Source organism: Cupriavidus numazuensis, from assembly GCF_905397435.1.
GTDB lineage: Bacteria > Pseudomonadota > Gammaproteobacteria > Burkholderiales > Burkholderiaceae > Cupriavidus > Cupriavidus numazuensis.
Window position 1 is genome coordinate 14,290 of sequence record NZ_CAJPVI010000075.1, and the last position, 19,968, is coordinate 34,257.

Annotated in this window: 20 protein-coding genes; 12 read left to right on the forward strand and 8 right to left on the reverse strand. The window is 67.1% G+C overall.

Going from position 1 to position 19,968, the window contains the following annotated elements:
* Positions 1–12: 12 nt before the first annotated feature.
* Both kefC and kefF read right to left on the reverse strand, forming a co-directional pair.
* Positions 13–1,821 carry a glutathione-regulated potassium-efflux system protein KefC gene (kefC, locus tag KHO41_RS36470; protein ID WP_211958092.1) on the reverse strand — a complete coding sequence of 603 codons (1,809 nt, stop codon included), beginning with the start codon at positions 1,819–1,821 and terminating at the stop codon, positions 13–15.
* Positions 1,818–2,366, reverse strand: a complete 549-nt coding sequence (gene kefF, locus KHO41_RS36475; protein ID WP_211958111.1) for a glutathione-regulated potassium-efflux system oxidoreductase KefF — start codon at positions 2,364–2,366, stop codon at positions 1,818–1,820. Before kefF ends, kefC begins: the two co-directional genes overlap by 4 nt.
* A gap of 376 nt (positions 2,367–2,742) precedes the next feature.
* Here kefF and KHO41_RS36480 point away from each other — a divergent pair, with 376 nt between their 5' ends.
* The gene (locus KHO41_RS36480) at positions 2,743–3,441 is read left to right on the forward strand and encodes a GNAT family N-acetyltransferase (protein WP_211958093.1); all 699 of its coding nucleotides are present in this window, start codon (positions 2,743–2,745) and stop codon (positions 3,439–3,441) included.
* Between the two features lie 82 nt (positions 3,442–3,523).
* Here KHO41_RS36480 and KHO41_RS36485 read toward each other — a convergent pair whose 3' ends face one another.
* From KHO41_RS36485 to KHO41_RS36505, 5 genes are all read right to left on the reverse strand, one after another.
* A complete protein-coding gene (locus tag KHO41_RS36485) occupies positions 3,524–4,015 on the reverse strand; it encodes an Lrp/AsnC family transcriptional regulator (RefSeq protein WP_011299345.1) in 492 nt (163 codons plus the stop codon).
* 357 nt (positions 4,016–4,372) lie between these two features.
* Positions 4,373–4,951: an EF-hand domain-containing protein gene (locus tag KHO41_RS36490; protein ID WP_211958094.1), complete on the reverse strand. Its 579-nt coding sequence runs from the start codon at positions 4,949–4,951 to the stop codon at positions 4,373–4,375.
* A 171-nt stretch (positions 4,952–5,122) separates the two neighbouring features.
* Positions 5,123–5,812 (reverse strand): type II secretion system protein N, encoded by a 690-nt coding sequence (locus KHO41_RS36495; RefSeq protein ID WP_211958095.1) that lies wholly within the window; start codon positions 5,810–5,812, stop codon positions 5,123–5,125.
* A 70-nt stretch (positions 5,813–5,882) separates the two neighbouring features.
* Positions 5,883–7,103, reverse strand: coding sequence for an NO-inducible flavohemoprotein (hmpA, locus tag KHO41_RS36500; RefSeq protein ID WP_211958096.1), 1,221 nt, complete (start codon positions 7,101–7,103; stop codon positions 5,883–5,885).
* Positions 7,104–7,206: 103 nt separating this feature from the next.
* A complete protein-coding gene (locus KHO41_RS36505; RefSeq protein WP_211958097.1) occupies positions 7,207–7,659 on the reverse strand; it encodes an RrF2 family transcriptional regulator in 453 nt (150 codons plus the stop codon).
* 200 nt (positions 7,660–7,859) lie between these two features.
* Between KHO41_RS36505 and gspG the strand changes: the two genes are divergently transcribed.
* From gspG to gspF, 11 genes are all read left to right on the forward strand, one after another.
* Complete coding sequence (gene gspG, locus KHO41_RS36510; protein ID WP_211958098.1) at positions 7,860–8,342, forward strand: type II secretion system major pseudopilin GspG; 483 nt, start codon at positions 7,860–7,862, stop codon at positions 8,340–8,342.
* 15 nt (positions 8,343–8,357) lie between these two features.
* Positions 8,358–8,858, forward strand: coding sequence for a GspH/FimT family pseudopilin (locus KHO41_RS36515; RefSeq protein ID WP_211958099.1), 501 nt, complete (start codon positions 8,358–8,360; stop codon positions 8,856–8,858).
* Entirely contained in the window at positions 8,855–9,259 is a 405-nt protein-coding gene (gene gspI, locus KHO41_RS36520) for a type II secretion system minor pseudopilin GspI (RefSeq protein WP_211958100.1), read from the forward strand. The genes KHO41_RS36515 and gspI overlap by 4 nt, the downstream gene beginning before the upstream one ends.
* The gene (locus tag KHO41_RS36525; RefSeq protein ID WP_211958101.1) at positions 9,237–9,935 is read left to right on the forward strand and encodes a PulJ/GspJ family protein; all 699 of its coding nucleotides are present in this window, start codon (positions 9,237–9,239) and stop codon (positions 9,933–9,935) included. The genes gspI and KHO41_RS36525 overlap by 23 nt, the downstream gene beginning before the upstream one ends.
* A gap of 2 nt (positions 9,936–9,937) precedes the next feature.
* Entirely contained in the window at positions 9,938–10,951 is a 1,014-nt protein-coding gene (gspK, locus tag KHO41_RS36530) for a type II secretion system minor pseudopilin GspK (RefSeq protein WP_211958102.1), read from the forward strand.
* A 256-nt stretch (positions 10,952–11,207) separates the two neighbouring features.
* Positions 11,208–12,608 carry a type II secretion system protein GspL gene (gspL, locus tag KHO41_RS36535; protein WP_211958103.1) on the forward strand — a complete coding sequence of 467 codons (1,401 nt, stop codon included), beginning with the start codon at positions 11,208–11,210 and terminating at the stop codon, positions 12,606–12,608.
* A gap of 8 nt (positions 12,609–12,616) precedes the next feature.
* Complete coding sequence (locus tag KHO41_RS36540) at positions 12,617–13,225, forward strand: type II secretion system protein M (RefSeq protein ID WP_211958104.1); 609 nt, start codon at positions 12,617–12,619, stop codon at positions 13,223–13,225.
* The gene (locus tag KHO41_RS36545) at positions 13,225–14,031 is read left to right on the forward strand and encodes a type II secretion system protein N (protein ID WP_211958105.1); all 807 of its coding nucleotides are present in this window, start codon (positions 13,225–13,227) and stop codon (positions 14,029–14,031) included. Before KHO41_RS36540 ends, KHO41_RS36545 begins: the two co-directional genes overlap by 1 nt.
* 35 nt (positions 14,032–14,066) lie before the next feature.
* On the forward strand, positions 14,067–16,481 hold the full coding sequence (gspD, locus tag KHO41_RS36550; RefSeq protein WP_211958106.1) for a type II secretion system secretin GspD: 2,415 nt from the start codon (positions 14,067–14,069) through the stop codon (positions 16,479–16,481).
* An 8-nt stretch (positions 16,482–16,489) separates the two neighbouring features.
* A complete protein-coding gene (gspE, locus tag KHO41_RS36555) occupies positions 16,490–18,025 on the forward strand; it encodes a type II secretion system ATPase GspE (protein WP_211958107.1) in 1,536 nt (511 codons plus the stop codon).
* 12 nt (positions 18,026–18,037) lie between these two features.
* Positions 18,038–19,255, forward strand: coding sequence for a type II secretion system inner membrane protein GspF (gspF, locus tag KHO41_RS36560; protein ID WP_211958108.1), 1,218 nt, complete (start codon positions 18,038–18,040; stop codon positions 19,253–19,255).
* A 499-nt stretch (positions 19,256–19,754) separates the two neighbouring features.
* On the opposite strand, the gene KHO41_RS36565 is transcribed toward gspF, so the two are convergent.
* A partial coding sequence (locus KHO41_RS36565) for a hypothetical protein (RefSeq protein ID WP_211958109.1) occupies positions 19,755–19,968 on the reverse strand: 214 nt, incomplete at its 5' end.

The following is a 19,968-nucleotide window of genomic DNA, read 5'->3' on the forward strand; positions in this document are numbered from 1 at the left end:
CCAGCGCTTCCCTCAGGACCATTCGGCCTCTTCGCGCTGGCGCCGCTGTTCGCGGTCCTGGCGGAACATCTCCTGCAGTTCGTCGCGCGCCTGGCGCGCCAGCGACACCAGCTTCTTCTGGTCCGTGTAATGCGGATAGAAGCGGTCGATGGCCTGGATGTTGTGCCGGCGGAAACGCATGGCCACATTGCGAGCCTCGGCCGGGTCGAAGCCCAGCCCTTCCAGTACGCGGCGGCCCAGCATCAGCGAACCCTCGAACATCTCGCGCTCGAACAGGTTCACGCCGCGGTCCTTGAGCTGGTAGATGTGCGAGACATGGCGCGCGCGCGCATAAATCTGCAGATCCGGATAGCGCTCACGCACGCGGTCAATCAGTTGCAGGCTGTCGTCCATGCCGTCGATGGCCACGATCAGGATGCGTGCCTTGGCAATGCCGGCCGCTTCGAGCAGGTCCAGCCGGGTGGCGTCGCCATAGAAGATCTTGAACCCGTACTGGCGCAGGAATTCGATCTGATCGGGATCGTGGTCCAGCACGGTCACGCCGACGCCCTGGGCGTACAGCAAGCGGCCGATGATCTGCCCGAAACGCCCGAAGCCGGCGATCATCACCGGGTTGTCCTGCGGCGTGATGGCCTCATCCTCACGGCGCCTGGGCGCACCCATGCGCGGCGCCACCAGGCGGTCATAGGCCAGCAGCAGCAAGGGCGTGGCCACCATCGACAAGGCCACGATCAGCACCAGCAGCGCCTCGGTCTCGCGCGGCAGCAGGCCCGCCGTGCCGGCCACGCCGAACACGACGAAGGCGAACTCGCCGCCCTGGGAGATCAGCAGCGCGAACAGCAGCCGCTGTCCGCGCGCGATCTCGAAATAGCGGGCCAGGAACATCAGTACCGCGGTCTTGGCGACCACGAACACAGCCACCAGTCCCAGCACGGTGCCCGGCGCGCGCGCCAGCACCGCGAAGTCGATCGACATCCCGACTGCCATGAAGAACATGCCGAGTAGCAGGCCCTTGAACGGTTCCAGGTCGGCCTCGAGCGCATGGCGATACTCGGAATCGGCCAGCAGCACGCCGGCGACGAAAGTCCCCAGCGCCATCGACAGGCCCACCGCATCCATCATCAGCGCAATGCCTACCACCAGCAGCAGCGCGAACGCGGTGAACATCTCGCGCATATCGGTCCGTGCGATGAAACGCAAGGCCGGACGGACGAGGTAGCGCCCGCCGAAGACCACGGCGGCAATCACCGCCACGGCCTTGGCCGCGGACTGCCAGCCACCGCCGCCGGCGTCGGCCGCGCTCTCGGCCGCCAGCAGCGGCAGCAGCGCGATCATCGGAATCGCCGCGATGTCCTGGAAAAGCAGGATGCCGAAGCTCGCCCCGCCCGCAGGCGTGCCGAACAGGTTGCGCTCGCCCAGCGTGGCCAGCGCAATGGCCGTGGATGACAGCGCCAGCCCGAGCCCCGCCACCAGCGCCACCGGCCACGGCGCGCCGACCAGCGCCGCGAGGATGCCGATCACCAGCGCGCACGCCGCCAGCTGGATGCCGCCATAGCCGAAGATGCTCCGCCGCAGCGCCCACAGCTTGCGTGGCTCCAGTTCGAGGCCGATCACGAACATCATCAGCACCACGCCGAATTCCGAGAAGTGCAGGATCGACTCGACATTGGTCACCAGACGCAGCGCGAACGGGCCGATGGCTGCGCCGGCAAGCAGGTAGCCCAGCACCGCGCCAAGCCCGGTGCGGCGCGCGATTGGCACGGCCACCACGGCCGCCACCAGGAACACCACCAGTGCGATCAGGAAATCATGCTGGTTCATCCGCGCACCTCCGCGCCTGCCGCTTCCTGGCTATCCCCGTGGGCGCCAATGCGCCTGCAGACGTGCGCGATGTGCTCGGCCAGGACCTGGGCGTTGGTGTTGTCGGCGTCGTGCAGGACCAGCGGCGGCAGCCAATCCATGCCGCACAACCGCGCGGTCTGCTCCAGCGGCAGCAGGAATGCTTCGATCGGATGGCCGTGGTTGCCTTCCGGCCCATAGGAATCGAAGGTTCCGCCGGTGCTCGCCACGGCGAGCATGGATTTGCCGCGCAGGCCCGTGCCGCCGGGACCATAGGCCCAGCCGTATTCGAGCACTTCATCGAGCCAGAGCTTGAGCAGCGGTGGCACGTTGTACCAGTGCACGGGGTACTGCAGCACTACCGTGTCCGCGGCAGCCAGCGCGCGCTGCTCGGCCACGACGTCGATGTCGTAATCGACATAGCGGCGATAGAGGTCGCGCACATCGACGTGCGGCTGCGAGGCGAGCGCCTCTGCCAACGGGCGATTGACCCGTGAATGGCCTGGCGTGGGATGCGCATAAATCACAACAATCGGAGATTCGCTTTTCGTCACGGCGGTTTAGTCCGAAATTTCAGGCGTACCCATCGCAGCGGGGGCGCTGCGACAGAACGGAATGCGGCGTTGCAGCAAATCCACAAACGGACAGTCGCAACAATTGATCACATTTTCTCAAGTTTTTGATTTCAATGAAGGTTTTCATAGAAATTAGGTTCGCCTAGGCCTGCTGCGACGCGGGAAGCTTACGCCGAACTGACAGTTCCGCTACAATACTTTTCGAATTGCATCAATATAGTGTTTGCCCTAATCTGGCGCACAGTGATGCGAAAAGTGCCTGGACGAATACCACAGCGGTGCTATTTTTATCGCTGATTGCACCGGATTGCACCGGGAAGGAAACATCGTGAATCCGCTCGAACTGAGCAAGGCCGTCGGCGCAGTTACCGACGAAGATCTGCGCAAGGCAGCCGAAGCCGCACAGGCCGCACAGCGCGCCACCGTTCTGGTGCGCGAGCTGGCCGCCCATCACCGCTCGCGCCTGCTGAAGCATTTCCTCGCCCTGGGCGAGGAGGATCGCCTGCTCCGTTTTGGCCAATCCGTGGGCAACCACGTGATCGAAGCGTATGTCGACAGCATCGACTTCGACCATGATTCCGTGTTCGGCGTGTATGACGAGAAGCTCGAACTGGTCGGCGTCGGCCACTTCGCCAACCTGCGCGACAACGCGCAGGGCCGCGTGGCGGAATTCGGCGTATCGGTGTCGAAGAGCGCGCGCGGGCGCGGCATCGGCAGCGCGCTGTTCGAGCGTGCCGCCATCCACGGCCGCAACACCAGCGTGCGCACGCTCTATATGCACTGCCTGTCGCGCAATGCGGCCATGATGCATATCGCCAAGAAGGCCGGCATGAAGGTGCAGTACGCGTACGGCGAAGCCGATGCCTACCTGGAACTGCCGCCCGCGGACACCATGAGCCGCCTGACCGAGGCGCTGGACGAGCAGGTCGCCGACCTGGACTATCTGGTGCGCCGCAACCTGCGCGACGCGCGCCGCTTTGGGCTGCGCTTCTGGCGCTCGATGGTGCCGCAGAAGCACACCGCCTGATAAGGCTGCGGCCCGGCCTGACACCGGCCCCACGCCAGACGGCGCATCGTGACGATGCGCCGTTTTTGTTCTGGGCTGCCGTTCAGCCGCCAGCCACGGGCAATGCCGTGGTGTCCTTGATGCTTTCCAGCGCAAAGCTGGAGCGGACGTCGATTACGGACGGGTGCGCCAGCAACTGCTCCTGCATGAAGCGCGCAAAGTGCTCCATGTCTTCGACATAGACCTTGAGCAGCAGGTCCATTTCGCCCGTCATCGCATGACAGGCCGCGACTTCCGGCCAAGTGCCGATAGCCGCGCGGAACAGGTCCAGCGGCGCCTTGCCCTTTGGCGCGCCACCGTGCTTTTCCAGCCGCACGTTGATATAGGCCAGGAGGCCCAGGCCGATCTTGCCGGGCTCGAGCAGCGCCGCGTACTGGCGGATCACACCGATCTCCTCAAGCCTGCGGATACGCCGCAGGCAGGGACTCGGCGACAGGTTCACGCGCTCGGCCACCTCCAGGTTGGTCAACCGGCCGTTGGTCTGCAGGACCTCGAGGATCTTCCGGTCGATCTTATCCAACTCCACCTTGCTCACGATTTCGTTGCTCCGCAATATGTTTATTGGCAATTTTTTTGCGCAAATTTAGCAAGTTGTGCACAAGTACGCAATTTTTTGTGGCAGCCACCCCGGTTTGACGTCGTATTCATCACTCCTTGAGCGAAATCAGGCGCCGGGAAAGCGGATTTGCCGGTAGTCCGTTCGACGTGGGAGAAGGCAAGGATGGTGCCAAGCCCGCTGCACAGGCAGCGGGCATTCTACGGTTGTTCGGCCGTTTTCCGGCGAAAATGCCGGCGCCTACGCCGCTGAGGCCCAAAAAGAAACGCGCGACCCGTGAAGGTCGCGCGTTCGTCTCGGCCAGCGTCCCGGTCATTCCGGGACGAGTCAACCGGTTCAGCCGCCGCTGCTGGAAGGAGCTCCCGGTGCGGCTGGCGCGCCAGGGCCGCGCGGCATGCGCTGCATGCGTTCCTGGTGCATCTTCTGCATGCCGGCCTTGATTTCGTCCTGCGTCAGCTTGCCATCATGGTTCGCATCGAGCTGGTCGAAACGTTGCGCCAGGCGCGGCATCCCTGCCTTGGCCTCGTCCTTGGTCAGCGCGCCATCGCCGTTCTTGTCAGCGGCCTTGAACTTGGCATCGAATTCCTTCTGCATCTCGGCGCGACGCTGTTCCATCGACGCCTTGCGGTAGGCCGCCATCTCGTTCTTGTCGAGCTTGCCGTCGTGGTTGGTATCGATGCGGTTGAAGAGCGCGTCGGCCTCGGCCTTGGAAATCGCGCCGTCGCCGTCGGTGTCGACCGACTTCATCCACATCCCACCGCCATGGTCCATGTGGTGGTGCATCCCGCCACGCTGAGCCGGCGCTGGCGCAGGCGCGGTTGTAGCGGCTTGGGCAAACGCGCCGCCGGCGACGAGGAACGCGGCGGAAGCGGCCAGGAATTGCTTGAGAATTTGCGGCTTGGATTTGCCTTGCATGTCGTGCTCCTTTTCATCACGTGGGCATGTACGGATTAGAACGCGGACGATGCGGGGAAGTTGGCGGTTTTAATACGATGTTACGCGGCTCACAGAATGGGCTGGCGGCCGTAAGCGATCGCAAGGGATCACGAATATTGGACGAGACACTGGTTGCCGGTCCGGCCGGATTCAGTTCTTCGGCACAAGCGGCTCCGCCATTGGCGCGGCCGGCGCCATGGCAGGCTGGAGCTGGCGCGGATCGACTTCCTGCGCCTGCGGTTGCGCCCCCGGGGGCTGCATGGTGGCAGACGCTGGCGGCTGCACAGGTTGTGCAGGTGGCTGGCTGACAGCTGGCGCGGGCGGTGTCATCGGCGTAGCAAGCGGCGCAGCGGCGCCGGAGGGCGGCGTCGCCGGCAGCGATGGCAGGCCCGAACGCGCAGCGCCGGCCTGCACCGGCAGCGCGATTTCCTGACGAACGCCATTGCGCTCGATCACCACGGAACGGCCGTGGATCTCCACCAGGCGAATTTGCGCGGAGAGCGCCGTGCCGGCGCGCACAGCCTTGGGCGGCCCGCCGTCCAGCGACACGATGGCAGCGCCGGCGCCGTCGGCCACATCCGCCACGACCCCGATCAGTTGCACGTCGCGAACGCCGCCCTGCGCCGAGCCGCCAAACAGCGTGGCCACAGCGCCGGTCTCCACGGCCTCGGTCTGCGCCACGCGGGCGGACTGCGGCACCGGAATCGTGCGCATCGCGCTGAAGGTCAGCGCCCAGCGTGTCGCCAGTGCGCACAGCGCGATGAAGAGAACCAGACTGGCTGCGCGCGGCAACCAGGCCGCGGCATCGAGACGGAAGGCGGGCCGGATAGAGAGTTGCACGGAATCAGGGATACGCTCGACAAGGAACGCGCCAAGCGTACCAGACCCCTATGACCGTGTCTGTGACGGCTTACAACAGGTCGTCGAGCAGATCCGGGCCGAACACTTCGCGGTGAATATGCCCGACCGGCACGCCGGCGCTGATCAGCGCGTGCCGCTGCGCCTGCATGAAACCGAGCGGTCCGCACAGGTGGAAGTCGCCGTCGATAAACAGGCGGTTATCGGCGGCATCGAGCAGCGCGGCGACCGGCATGGTGCCCGCGTGGTCGTAGTCGCGGCCCGCGACATCGGCGGCTTGCGGCTGTTCATAGCTGACATGGGTACGCAGTTGCGGCAGGCGCTCCCTGGCCCAGGCCACGTCGGCACGGTGGGCGTGGTGGCGGCCGTCGCGTGCCGCATGGGCGAACAGGATCTCGCGCTTGGAGCCTTGCGCGGCCAGCGTGCGCAGCACCGACAGCATCGGCGTAATGCCGATACCGGCCGACAGCAGCACGATCGGGCGGTGGCCATCCAGGCGCGGCGCGAAGTCGCCAAACGGCGCGCTGACGGACAGTTCGGTGCCGACCTGCGCATTGGCATGCAGCCAGTTGGAGACGGCGCCGGCCGGCGTGGCGTGATCGCCGTCCTCGCGCTTGACCGAGATCTGCCACGTCGGCAGGCTGCGCTCCGCGGACAGCGAGTACTGGCGCTGCTGGCGGTTGCCATCGTCGAGCGCAACCTCGACGCTGATGTACTGGCCCGGGCGGAAATCGCGCAGCGGCTGGCCATCCACGGCCGACAGCGTCAGCGCGACCACGGTGTCGCTCTGCACTTCGCGGCGGTCGACCCGCACGGCGATGCGTTCGCCGGCAGCCATGCCGGTGCTCTGGTACAGGCGCGCTTCGGCGGCGATCAGCTCGCCGGCCAGCAGCCAGTAGGCTTCGTCCCAGGCGGCAATCAGTTCGGGCGTGGCGGCTTCGCCGAGCACGGCCGAGATGGCGCCCAGCAGGTGCCGGCCAACGATCGGGTAGTGCGCGGGCTTCAGGCCCACGGCTGCATGCTTGTGGACGATGCGTTCGACCACCGGCGCAAGCGCGTTGGCGTTGTCGATATTGGCAGCGTAGGCAAACACCGCAGAGGCGAGCGACTGCTGCTGCGAACCGTTGGCCTGGTTGCCCATATTGAAGAGCTGGGTCAGTTCAGGCCGCGCAGCGAGCATCTCGCGGTAGAAATGGGTGGTGATGGCGAGGCCATGTTCACGCAGCACCGGTACGCTGGCATCGATATAGGGGCGGGAAGCAGCAGACAACATCAGGCAAGGCTCCGTTTTAAATCATGCAAATAAAATGCATGTTTTTACTCACAACAAAGCCGGCGCACGTGTAACGCCAGAACAGCGGCTCAAAGCGTGCCGTTCAGGCCGTACGCCGGCTCACAAAATCGCGATGCAGCCGGATGATCGACTCGGCAGTCTGGCTGCCGGTCACATCCGCCAGGGTGACCGTATCAAGCGAGCGATAGAACGCCTGCTCTGCCTCGTCCAGCGCCCGGCGCAGCCGGCAGTTGCCATTCAGCGCACAGGGCGGGTTGTCGCAGTCGATGACCGGCTTGTGCCCTTCCAGCTCGCGCAGGATCGTGCCAATCGTGAGCTCGCCGGCCTGCGGCCCGAGTTCCAGGCCACCGTGGCGGCCGCGCGTGGCGGTGATCCAGCCCAGCTTCGACAAGCGTGCCGCCACCTTCACCAGGTGGTGGTGCGAAATGTCGAACTGCTGCCCCACTTCGGCAATGGTGATGGGTCGGCTGCCGTCGGCGCGCGCGACGTACATCAGCAGCCGCAGCGCGTAGTCGGAGAAGCGGGTCAGTTGCATCGTGGTGACATCTTAGATAAGCAGTATTTCAAATGCAAGTTTTATTGTGCGACGCGGAATGTCGTGACGCAAATCAGACTACGGCCGGCGAGAATTCCTCGCCACAAAAAACAGTCATGGGGTGGCGGTTATACTGGCTGTCGAACGCCGGGTGCGTGGCCAGCGGCCCGCCCCGCTATCCAGCACGAGGTCCAGACACGATGCGCAGATTCGCACCCCTATTCGCCAGTACCCGCTCCACACGTTCGCCCCGCTCTCACGCCAATCGCGGCAGCCGCGGCTTCACCCTGATCGAAATCATGGTGGTGATCGTCATCCTGGGGGTGCTTGCGGCATTGGTGGTGCCGAAGATCATGAGCCGCCCCGATGAGGCCCGTATCGTCGCGGCGCGCCAGGACATCTCGTCGATCATGCAGGCGCTCAAGCTCTACCGGCTCGACAACAGCCGCTATCCCACGACCGAACAAGGCCTGGCCGCGCTGGTGGCCAAGCCGACCACCGAGCCTGTGCCGAACAACTGGAAGGGCGGCGGCTACCTGGAAAAGCTGCCCAAGGACCCGTGGGGCCATCCGTACCAGTACCTGAACCCCGGCGTGCGCGGCGAGATCGACGTCTTCAGCTTTGGTGCCGACGGCCAGGCCGGTGGCAACGGCAATGACGCCGACATCGGCAACTGGGAATAACGCCGCACCGGCAATATGAAACCGGCCCCGCGCCGCCGCGCCGCCGCTTGCCGGCCACGGGGCTTCACGCTGCTCGAACTGCTGGTGGTCATGGTGATCGCCGGCATTGTCATTTCCCTCGTCGCGGTCAACGCGTCGCCCAATGAGCGCGGACGCCTGCTGGACGACGGCCAGCGCATCGCGCGGCTGTTCGAGCTGGCACAGGAAGAAGCCCAGCTCGGCGCCCGCCCCATCGCCTGGGAAGGCAGCCCCGGCGGCTGGCGCTTCCTCGAATCCACGCCGAACGGCTGGATCCCCATGCGTACCGATGTATTCGCGCCAGGCCAGTGGCGCCTGCAACCAGATCAGGTGATCGTCGCCGAAGGCGGCCGCAACGCCGGGACGGGCGGCCCGCCGCGCCTGGTCTTCGGCCGCGAACTGATCGACGGCCCGCAGCGGGTGGTACTGGTACGCGGCGATATCCGCGTCGATATCACCGGCGACGGTGGCGGCCGCTACTTTGCCAGCACGCCATGATCGCGCGCACGCATCGTCGCCGTCAGAGGCACGGCTTCACTCTTATTGAAGTGCTGGTGGCGCTGACAATCCTGGCCGTGGCGCTGACGGCTGCCATGCGGGCCATGGGGAGCATGGTCGATGCCAGCGCGTCATTGCAGGCGCGCATGCTGGCCGAGTTCAGCGCCGAGAACCATCTTGCCACGCTGCGACTGTCCAAGACCTGGCCCGAGCCCGGCGTGAGCGGCTATGCCTGCCCGCAGGGCGGCACGCCGCTCTACTGCGAACAGAGTGTCTCCGGCACGCCCAACCCCGCGTTCCGGCGCGTGGAAGTCGCGGTCTATCCGTCGGCCGCCGACCGCTCGGTGCGGCTGGCCTGGCTGGTCACCATCATTCCCAATGAAACGCGCAACCTGCTCTGACCGCCGCACGGCCCGGCGCGGCTTCACGCTGCTGGAAATGCTCGTGGCCATCACGCTGCTGGCGGTCATGGCCGCGATCGGCTGGCGCGCGCTGGACAGCATGACGCGCAGCCGCGAACGCCTGACCGACCACGACGCCAGGCTTGATGCGCTAAAGGTGCTCTACGGGCAGTTCCAGTCCGACTGCGAACACCTGTCCGACCCCAGCCTGCTCCAGGCCAGCCCGGTCGAGGTCGCGCCCGGCCAGGTGTTGATGGTGCGCGACCGCCGCGAAGAGAACCAGCCGCCGATGTGGCAGGCGCTGAGCTACCGGCTGGAGGGTAGCGCCCTGGTACGCCTCGCCGCGCCGCCGGTGGACAGCCGCGCCGCCGTGCAGTCCACCCTGCTTTCACTGCGCCAGGCCGGCCGGCAAAACAATGTGCAGGCACGCCAGGTACTTGCCGACGTAGACAGTCTCGGCGCGCGGGTATGGATCGATCCGGCGGGCTGGCTGGCCGACAACGGGCGCATCCGCGGCGCGCTGTTCAATCCTGCCGGCGCCAGCGCCGTGGCGGCGACCGCTACGGCCAGTACCACCAGCGTGGCCGTTCGCGCCGTCGAGCTGTCCATCCAGGCCCGCATGGGCGACGGCGATTCGCCGCGCGATTTCCGCAAGATCTGCATGACCGGCCTGTGACCATGCGCCGACGCCCCCTGCCTCCGTCCCGACGCCGCATGCGCGGTGCCGCTGTGGTCACCGCGCTGCTGATGGTCACGCTCGCCGTGGTCGTGGTTTCCGGCATGCTGTGGCGCCAGCAGGTGCAGATCCGCTCGATCGAGAACCAGCGGCTACTCGCCCAGGCCACGTGGATCGAGCGCGCGGCCGTGGACTGGGCCCGGCTCATCCTGCGTGATGACCAGCGCCGCACCAGCGTCGACGAACTGGGCGAGCCGTGGGCCGTGCCGATCGCGGAGACGCGCCTGTCGGATTTCCTCGGCGCCGCGCTGCGCACCGACCAGGCCGGCGAGACGTCGTTCCTATCGGGCCGCATCCTGGACGCCCAGGCCCGCTTCAACCTGACCAACCTGGTGCTGTGGACGGCCACGCCGACACAGGGCCGCGCGGCCACGGTCGATCCGGCCGCGCTGGCGGCCTACCGCCGCCTGCTGCAGACCGTGGGCCTGAACCCGTCGCTGGCCGAAACCACCGGCCGCTATATGCTGCGCGCCGCGCAAGGCGGCACCGACGGCCAGCCGGCGCCGCGCCCGCCGGACAGCGCCCAGAGCCTGCTGGCGATCCCGGGCTACACGCCCGAAATGGTCACGGCGCTGGAACCGTTCATCATCGTGCTGCCGGAGCGCACGATGGTCAACGCCAATACGGCGGAGCCCGAAGTGCTATCGGCGGTCATCGCCAACCTGGCGCTGGACCGCGCGCGCGAACTGGTGCGCGAACGCGATCGCGCGTACTTCAACAATGTCGGCGACCTGCAGACCAAGCTGAGCAGCGTGGCGCCGCAGGCCGACACCGGCAATCTTTCCTCCATGCTGGACGTGCGCTCGCACTATTTCCTGATCTATGGCCTGGTGCGCCATGAGCGCGCCAGCCGGCTGCAGGTATCGCTGGTCTACCGGGGCGAGGTGCTGGGTAACGCCAACACCACCCGTGTGCTGTGGATCCACGACACCGACCGCCTGCCCGACATGCGATGAGCCATAGCGCAGATTTGCGTGCCCTGCGGCACGCTGCTTCCGCCATTGCCGGCCCGGCTACAGGGGGAGAATGCTATTGACGCGGTTTAGTCACACAGGCAAGGTATGCTGCGGCGCTGCCGCAATCGTGGCGCCACGCCGAGCGGCGCCTCCCTGCCAGTCCGTGTCCGCAGCCGGCACCTCCGCGCCCAGGCCATTCCGCTGCCCCGGCAATCCGCCCCCAGCACGGTTCCACAGACGTCAAAGCTAGGAAATCTTGAGCACCACCCTGTACGTTCGCCTGCCGCATCGGCCGCATGACCAACCGCAACCGTGGCACTTCGGTGCCCTGCCGTTCGCGCTGGTACGCGACTCCGGCATGCCGGCTGCCCGGCGCTCCGACGCCGCGCAGGCGCCGGAAGTGTTGCGCGAAGGCCACGCCCAGATCGCCGCGCTGCCGCCCGCCGAGCGCCTGGTGCTGATCCTTGCCGCCAGTGACGTACTGCTCACCACCGCCACGGTGCCGCCGCTGCCGCCGGCGCGGTTGAAACAGGCACTGCCCAATCTGGTGGAAGACGCCCTGGCCACCGACGCGCAGCCCTGCCACATTGGCGTGGGCCCAGCGCTGGACGGCGAGCCGGCGCGGCCCGCACGCGGCCCGCGCCGCCGCCTGCTGATGGTGGCCGACCGGGCCTGGCTGCGCGCGGTACTCGACGGCTTTGCCGAACATCGCCACCGCCGCCGCCATATCCTGCCGGCGCAGATGTGCCTGCCGCTAACCGCGCCAGCTGTTAGCGCCGATGCCACCGATAGCGGCAACGCCGCGGCGCAACCCGCCACGCTGGTTGTAGAGGCATCGGCCACTTCGCTGGTACAGGCCGAAGGCATGGTCGAACCGACGCTGGCGCCCGGGAACGCGCCCGCCAGCGGCCAATGGCAACTCACGGTGCGCACCGGCCGCCATGAAGGCTATGGCCTGCTGCTCGGCACCGATGCGCTTGCCGCCTGGCAGGCGCTGGCGCCGGATGGCTTCTGGCATGGCGACGCCAACGCCGTGGCCAACGCGCCGGTACCGGCGTTGCGACGGGCCAGTGCGGCCGACTGGCGCATGTGGATCGCCGGCGCGCAACGCTGCCTGCAGGAACCCGGCCTCGATCTCGCCCAGTTCGAATTTGCCCAGGGACGCGCCGACCGCTGGAACCTGCTGGCCTGGCGCCTGCCGCTTGCGCTGGCTGCCGGCATCGTGCTGGTCCAGCTTCTTGGCATGAACATCCACTGGCTGATGCTGCACCGTGAACAGCAGCGCCTGGAAACCGCGCAGCTGCAGACGCTGCACACCGCGTTTCCGCAGATCCAGACCGTGCTCGATGCCCCGCTGCAGATGCGCCGCCAGGTGGAACAGCTCCGGCTGGCCAGCGGGCGCAGCACGCCTGACGATTTCCTGCCGCTGGCCGACCGCTTTGCGCAGGCCGCGCGCCAGCTGCCGCCCGATGGCCTGCAGGCGCTCGAGTACCGCAGCCGCACGCTGGTTGCCACGCTCAAGCCCGGCACCGATACCGCGGCGCTGCGCGGGGCCGCGCGCCAGGCCGGCCTGCAGATGGAAGAAGACAAGACGGCGGATGCCACGCGCGCCGTCGGACCGGCCGGCTCGCGCTGGGTCATCAAGCCAGGCCTGTGAACCGAACCATGAGTCCGAGCAAAGACAATCTCCGCACCCAGACACCGCACGCTGCCGCGGCGCCTGGCCGCCCTTCGGCCCGCGCCACGCTGGCGCGCCTCAAGCCGCGCGTGCCGCAGGCCTGGCGCGATCAGTTCGACGCCTTCTGGTCGGCGCGCAACCCGCGCGAGCAAGCCATACTCGGTGGCGGCGCAGCGGTACTGGGCCTGGTACTGATCTACAGCGTGCTGTGGGAGCCGGCGGCCGACGGCCGCGCGCGCCTGTCGCGCAGCCTCCCGGTGATGCGCGCGGACCTGGCGGAAATGGAAACGCTGGCGCAGGAAGCGCGCGGCCTGAACGCGAGCCCGGCGCCAGCACTGCGCGGCGACGCGCTCACGCAGGCCTTGCAGGAGAGCCTCGGCAAGTACGGTCTGAAGGCGACTCGGCTGGCCGCCGGTGCCGACAACAGCGTGCAGGTGCAGCTCGACAAGGCGCCGTTCGGCGCGGTCGCGGGCTGGCTGCAGGACGTGCGCCAGCAGCAGCGCCTGAAGGTGACGGACGCACGCATTGTCTATGTAGGCGCCACCGCGCTGGTCAATGTCAGCGCGACCCTGCAGGGTCCGGGCGGCCGCAGCTGATGGTACGGCTGGAGTCGCTGCGGCTGCCCCGGCGCAAGCTGCGCCGCCCGGCTGGCTGGCGTCGCGCGGGCTGGCTGCTGCTGGGCCTGGCCACGGCCGGCATCACCGTGCTGGCCATGCTGCCGGCTGCGTGGATTGCCGACACGGTGGCTGCCCGCACGCAGCGGCGCGTGCTGCTGGCCGATGCCGCGGGCTCGCTGTGGCACGGCAGCGCCACGCTGGCGCTGTCGGCCGGCACAGGCAGCCAGACCGCGACGGTGTTGCCGGGCCGGCTGCAATGGTCCGTGGCCTTTTGGCCGCTGCTGACCGGCTCCGCGCGCATGGTGCTCACGCATACCGAGGCCATGCCGGCCCCGGTAAGACTGACCGTCACGCCGGGCGGCTGGACCGCGCAGGCGGGCGCCATCCGCCTGCCGGCCGCGCTGCTCGAAGGCGTGGGCGCGCCATTCAACACGCTGCGCCCGGACGGCCTCATGAGGGCGGACTGGTCGGCATTGCAGGGCAAATTTGCGGGCGGGCTGCTGTACGGGCATATCACGCTGCGCATCGAACAAGTGTCGTCGGCGGTGAGCCGCCTGCGTCCGCTGGGCAGCTACCGCGCCGAGATCGACTGGAACGGCGCCGATGGCAAGCTCGCGCTGAGCACCATCGCCGGACCGCTGCATCTTGATGGCAGCGGCACGCTGGGCCGGCAGGCGCGCTTTGAAGGCACGGCCAATGCCGAGCCCGATGCCGCCACGCAGCTGGTCAGCCTGCTGAGCCTGCTGGGACGACGAGAGAACAATGTGACAAGGCTGCGCTTCTGATGCCAGGCAGCGCCAGGAGCCGACCGGAACCAAACATGAAAACCGAAGCCACCCGACCCTTCTTCCAGACCGCCAGTGCCCGTGCCGTGGCCCTGCTGTGCGGCCTTTCGCTGCTGGCGCCGACGCCGCTATGGGCGCAGCAGCCCGCCAGCCCGGGCGCGCCGCCGGATATCACGCCGCGCAACCGGGACCAGGTGGTGCTGAACTTCGTCAACGCCGACCTCGATTCCGTCGTCAAGGCCGTAGGCCAGGCCACCGGCAAGAATTTCGTGATCGACCCGCGCGTGAAGGGCACCGTCAACCTGGTCACCGAACAGCCGGTTTCCCGCGCCCAGGCGCTCGAAACGCTGGGGTCGGTACTGCGCATGCAGGGCTACGCGATGGTGGAAAGCAATGGCTTCACCAAGGTCGTGCCCGAAGCGGACGCCAAGCTGCAGGGGTCCCCGATCGTGGTCGGCGGCGGTGGCGGGCGCGGCGACCAGGTGGTGACGCAGGTGTTCCGCCTGAACTACGAGTCGGCCAACAACCTGGTGCCGGTGCTGCGGCCGATGATCGCGCCCAACAACACCATCACCGCCTACCCGGCCAACAACACGCTGGTGATCACGGACTATGCCGAGAACCTGCGCCGCCTCGGCCGCATCATCGCCGCGATCGATGCGCCGGCCTCGGGCGAAGTCGAACTGGTACCGCTGAAGAACGCCATCGCCAGCGACACGGCGCTGGTACTGCAGAAGCTGCTCGACCCGGCATCGGCCACGGCCGGCGCGGGCGGTGGCGGCGCAGCCGTCGACAGCAGCCTGCGCACGACTGTGGTGGCCGAGCCGCGCAGCAACTCGCTGATGATCCGCGCCTCGAGCCGCGCGCGCCTGCAGCAGGCACGCACGCTCATCGAAAAGCTCGACCAGCCTTATGCGCGTCCCGGCAATATCTGGGTCGTGCCGCTCAAGAATGCCGACGCGGTCAAGCTGGCCGCCACGCTGCGCGCCATCGTCGCCGCGGACAGCAGCTTTGCCACGAGCACGCAACCAGGCGCTGCGGGCGCGGCAGGGGCCGGCGGCCTGACCAACGTTTCGACGCCGACCGGCGGCCAGTACACCGGCGGCACCACCGCCAGCCAGGCCGGGATGCGTTCCACCGGCACCAGCGGATCGAGCACGGGCGGCGGTGCCTATGGCAATTCGGCGTTCGCGGCATCGTTCAACCCGAACACCCAGCCGACCACGGGCGGCATCATCCAGGCCGATCCGTCCACCAATGCCCTGATCATCACGGCCACCGAACCGGTGTACCGCAACCTGCGCGCGGTGATCGAGGACCTCGACGCGCGCCGCGCGCAGGTCTACATCGAATCGATGATCGTGGAAGTCACCGCCACGCAGGCGAGCGAACTCGGCATCCAGTGGCAAGGGCTGATCAGCTCCGGCAGCGGCAACAACAACGTGTTCGCCGGCACTAACTTCGGCACCGGCGGACAGAACATCCTGAACCTGACGCTGGCGGGTGCGCTCTACAACGCCAACCACACCGCAGGCATCGCTGCCGGGCAGGCACTGGTGCCGGACCTCGGCGGCCTGAACCTCGGCATCGTCAACAAGGCGCTGGGCCTGGGCGCGCTGCTGCGCGCGCTGGGCAGCAACGGCAGCGTGAACCTGCTCTCGACGCCGAACCTGATTACGCTCGAAAACGAGGAAGCCAAGATCCTGATCGGCCAGAACATTCCGATCACGACCGGCTCCTATGCGCAGACCGGCGGCGCGGCCTCGGTCACGCCGTTCCAGACCTTCGACCGCAAGGACGTCGGCATCACGCTACGCGTGCGGCCGCAGATCACTGACGGCGGCCTGGTCAAGATGCAGATCTTCCAGGAGTCGTCGTCGGTGGTGCCGGGCACGCTGGCGCAGGTGCAGGGTCCGACCACCAATGTGCGCTCGATCGAAACCAACGTGCTCGTCGACGATGGCCAGATCATCGTGCTGGGCGGCCTGATCGAGGACTCCTACGGCGACGGCGTGCAGAAGGTGCCGCTGCTGGGCGATATCCCGTGGATCGGCGGCCTGTTCCGCTATGAGAACAAGAACCGCTCCAAGACCAACCTGCTGGTGTTCCTGCGCCCGTATGTGATGCGTACGTCCGGCGCGGCCGACCGCCTGACGCAGGACCGCTACGACTACATGCGCGCGCAGCAGACCGGCTTCGTCTCGCCTAACATCATGGTGCGCGACGCCAACACGCCGGTGCTGCCACCGGCAGATGCGCCGACCACGCCGTTCGTCGACCCGCGTGGCAACGGGCCAGTGCAGAGTCCGCTGCCGTTGCCGCAATCCGTGCCGCAGACGGCACCAGGACAGCAGCCGCAGCCGGTACTGCAACCGCAACCGCTCACGCAGCAAGGCAATCCCGGTACGCTCGCCGGCTCGGCATCGCCGGATGCCGGCCGCCGTAACTGAGCCTGACCATGGCAAGCGAAGTCCAAGCCGCCCCTGATAGCCAGGATATCCACGAGCCGCCGTCACCGATGGCGGCGCGCCTGGTGTCGTACAGCTTTGCGCGTGAAGCGCCTCTGCTGATCGCGCACCAGCGCGCCGACGGCCTTGAAGTCTGGGTCAGCCGTGCCACGTCGCCCGCCGCGCTTGCGGAAGTGGCACGCGTGCACGGCGCGCTGCGCCTGCGCGTGATGGAACCCGATGCGCTCGAACGCGCCATGTCCGACGCGTACAACCGCCAGGACGGCAGCGCCGCGCAGGTGGTTGGCGAAGTCGAAGGCGAAGTCGACCTGTCGCGCCTGATGCAGGACATTCCCGCCGTGGAAGACCTGCTCGAGTCCGAAGACGACGCGCCGATCATCCGCATGATCAATGCGCTGCTCACGCAGGCCGCGCGTGAAGGCGCGTCGGATATCCACATCGAGCCGTTCGAATCGGCGTCGGTCGTGCGTTTCCGCGTCGATGGCACGCTGCGCGACGTGGTGCGTCCGAAGAAGGCGCTACACGGTGCGCTGATTTCGCGCATCAAGATCATGGCGCAGCTCGACATTGCCGAGAAGCGCCTGCCGCAGGACGGCCGCATCACGCTGCGCGTGGGCGGCCGCCCGGTGGACGTGCGCGTGTCCACGCTGCCGACCGGCCATGGCGAGCGCGCCGTACTGCGTCTGCTGGACAAAGAGGCGGGCCGCCTCGACCTGGCCAAGCTCGGCATGTCGCCGCGCACGCTGGGCGGCTTCGACGAGCTGATCCGCCAGCCGCACGGCATCGTGCTTGTCACCGGGCCGACCGGCTCGGGCAAGACCACCACGCTGTACGCAGCGCTCTCGCGGCTGGACGCGCGCTCCACCAACATCATGACGGTGGAAGATCCGATCGAATACGACCTCGACGGCATCGGCCAGACGCAGGTCAACGCACGTATCGACATGACCTTCGCCAAGGCCCTGCGCGCGATTCTGCGGCAGGATCCGGACGTGGTGATGATCGGTGAAATCCGCGACCTGGAGACCGCGCAGATCGCGGTGCAGGCCTCGCTGACGGGCCACCTTGTGCTGGCCACGCTGCACACCAATGACTCGGCCTCGGCGATCACGCGGCTTGTGGACATGGGCATCGAGCCGTTCCTGCTGTCGTCGTCGCTGCTGGGCGTGCTGGCGCAGCGGCTGGTACGCCGGCTGTGTCCGCATTGCAAGCGCGAGGAAGTCATCGAAGTCACCGCCAGCGACGCCGAAACGCTGCATACGCAAGGCAAGCCGCTGCAGCATGTGTGGCATCCGGTCGGCTGCGACAAGTGCGCGAATTCGGGCTACCAGGGCCGCATGGGCGTGTACGAGCTGCTGACCGTCGACGACGAGATCCGCACGATGATCCATCGCCAGCAGCCCGAGTCGGAGATCAAGCAGGTCGCGCTCGCGCATGGCATGCAGACCATGCGCGGCGATGCGCAGCGCTGGATCGACACCGGCGCCACTGCGCTCGAAGAAGTGCTGCGCGTCACGCGCGACTGACGGAACGCCGCCATGCCCGCCTTCCGCTACGAAGCCGCCGACGCGCTCGGCAAGACCGACCGCGGCGTCATCGAGGCCGACAGCCCGCGGCAAGCGCGTTCGCAGCTGCGTGCGCGCGGGCTGACGCCGCTGACGGTCGATCCGCTGGCCGGCGCCGGCCAGGCTCCGCGCAGCGGATCCCAGCTGTTCACGCGCCGGTTCTCCACGCAGGAACAGGCGCTGTTCACGCGCCAGCTCGCCAGCCTGATCGTTTCCGGCCTGCCGCTCGACGAAGCGCTCGGCGCACTGGCCGACCAGGCCGAGCGGCCGTATGTGCACGAGCTTCTCGCCGGCATCCGCGCCGAAGTCATGGGCGGCAGCTCGCTGTCGGTGGCACTGGCCCAGCATCCGCGCGATTTTCCCGATATCTACCGTGCGCTGGTCTCCGCTGGCGAACACTCCGGCCACCTCGGGCTGGTGCTGGAGCGGCTGGCCGGCTACATCGAATCGCGCAATGCGCTGACCTCCAAGATCCGGCTCGCCTTCACCTATCCGGCCATCGTCACGGTGGTGGCGTTTGCGATCGTGATCTTCCTGCTGTCTTACGTAGTGCCGCAGGTAGTCAGCGTGTTTGCCAACACCAAGCAGAAGCTGCCGACGCTGACGATCATCATGCTGGCGCTGTCGGATTTCGTGCGGAACTGGTGGTGGGCGGCGCTGGCGGTGATCGCTGTGATCGCCATGTTCGTGCGCAGCCTGCTCAAGCAGCCCGCTGTGCGGCTCGAATGGCACCGCTGGCTGCTGACAGCGCCACTGATCGGCAAGCTGACCCGTGGCTACAACACCGCGCGCTTCGCCGGCACGCTGGCGATTCTGGTGTCAGCGGGGGTGCCGATCCTGCGGAGCTTGCAGGCGGCTGGGGAGACGCTGACCAACGAGGCGCTACGGGCCAATGTGGAAGATGCAACCACGCGGGTGCGTGAAGGCGCGTCGCTGGCGCGGGCCCTGGCGGCCCAGAACCAGTTTCCGCCTGTGCTGGTGCATTTGATTCGCTCTGGCGAGGCGACGGGGAATTTGCCTGTGATGCTGGATCGTGCCGCGCAGGGTGAGGCGCAGGAACTGGAGCGGCGGACGCTGTTTCTTACCAGTCTGCTGGAGCCGCTGTTGATTTTGACGATGGGTGTTGTGGTGCTGCTGATTGTTTTGGCGGTGCTGATGCCGATTATTGAGATTAATCAGTTGGTGAGGTAGGGATTTGGCTGGGGGGGGTGCTTGGCATGCGTGGCTGTTTCGCCGGCGTAGCCGGCGGGGCTTCTCGTTAGGGGTGGGTTATCGTGCTTGGCGGACGCCGCGGTTTCGCCGGCGTAGCCGGCGAGTCACTTTTGTCCGAGCGACAAAAGTAACCAAAAACGCGTTTTGGTTGCCCCAAAGGGGCGAATTTTTATCGTAGTGGGCCAGGGGTGTTGTACGGGTATGGGCTTCAGAGTCAGTCAGGCTGCCTGCCGCGTGGTGCACGACCGTGAGAGGAATTACCGCGCTGATTGAACGAGCCCTGCAAGCGTCTGTGGCCCCTGCTGCTACCGATATCGTGTGATCGCCTTCGGCTGCGCTACGCGCAGTGCCCTAGTCTGAGGTCGCCAGCCCAGGGCAAACCACGCCTCGGTGACGAGGCCCGCGCATGCGCGAAGTGGAGAGAGGGAGAGAAGTCAGACCCTCGGGCGCCAAGGGTATTGATGAGCTTGCATCCCGACTAGGACGTGCGCGCAGCGCAGCCGAAGGCGTCCCACCGCTGGCGCTGTTGAAACGCTGTACCCGAGTCCGTCTTGGGGATCGTCCAAAAGCCGTGCCGCGTCAGGCACAGGTTCTGACTCACATGGCGTAGCAGGTTGGAACGGCCGACCACCATCGCAGGCGTCCAAAGCCGTTTGAACCACTGCCGCCGTGGAATTGATGGCCAGCGGCAA

Excerpts from the sequence above, each read along its gene's own strand:
- kefC (WP_211958092.1), bottom strand. The coding sequence starts at position 1,821 with ATGAACCAGCATGATTTCCTGATCGCACTGGTGGTGTTCCTGGTGGCG.
- KHO41_RS36490 (WP_211958094.1), bottom strand. The coding sequence starts at position 4,951 with ATGCAAGGCAAATCCAAGCCGCAAATTCTCAAGCAATTCCTGGCCGCT.
- hmpA (WP_211958096.1), bottom strand. The coding sequence starts at position 7,103 with ATGTTGTCTGCTGCTTCCCGCCCCTATATCGATGCCAGCGTACCGGTG.
- KHO41_RS36505 (WP_211958097.1), bottom strand. The coding sequence starts at position 7,659 with ATGCAACTGACCCGCTTCTCCGACTACGCGCTGCGGCTGCTGATGTAC.
- gspG (WP_211958098.1), top strand. The coding sequence starts at position 7,860 with ATGCGCAGATTCGCACCCCTATTCGCCAGTACCCGCTCCACACGTTCG.
- KHO41_RS36515 (WP_211958099.1), top strand. The coding sequence starts at position 8,358 with ATGAAACCGGCCCCGCGCCGCCGCGCCGCCGCTTGCCGGCCACGGGGC.
- gspI (WP_211958100.1), top strand. The coding sequence starts at position 8,855 with ATGATCGCGCGCACGCATCGTCGCCGTCAGAGGCACGGCTTCACTCTT.
- KHO41_RS36525 (WP_211958101.1), top strand. The coding sequence starts at position 9,237 with ATGAAACGCGCAACCTGCTCTGACCGCCGCACGGCCCGGCGCGGCTTC.
- gspK (WP_211958102.1), top strand. The coding sequence starts at position 9,938 with ATGCGCCGACGCCCCCTGCCTCCGTCCCGACGCCGCATGCGCGGTGCC.
- KHO41_RS36540 (WP_211958104.1), top strand. The coding sequence starts at position 12,617 with ATGAGTCCGAGCAAAGACAATCTCCGCACCCAGACACCGCACGCTGCC.
- KHO41_RS36545 (WP_211958105.1), top strand. The coding sequence starts at position 13,225 with ATGGTACGGCTGGAGTCGCTGCGGCTGCCCCGGCGCAAGCTGCGCCGC.
- gspD (WP_211958106.1), top strand. The coding sequence starts at position 14,067 with ATGAAAACCGAAGCCACCCGACCCTTCTTCCAGACCGCCAGTGCCCGT.
- gspE (WP_211958107.1), top strand. The coding sequence starts at position 16,490 with ATGGCAAGCGAAGTCCAAGCCGCCCCTGATAGCCAGGATATCCACGAG.
- gspF (WP_211958108.1), top strand. The coding sequence starts at position 18,038 with ATGCCCGCCTTCCGCTACGAAGCCGCCGACGCGCTCGGCAAGACCGAC.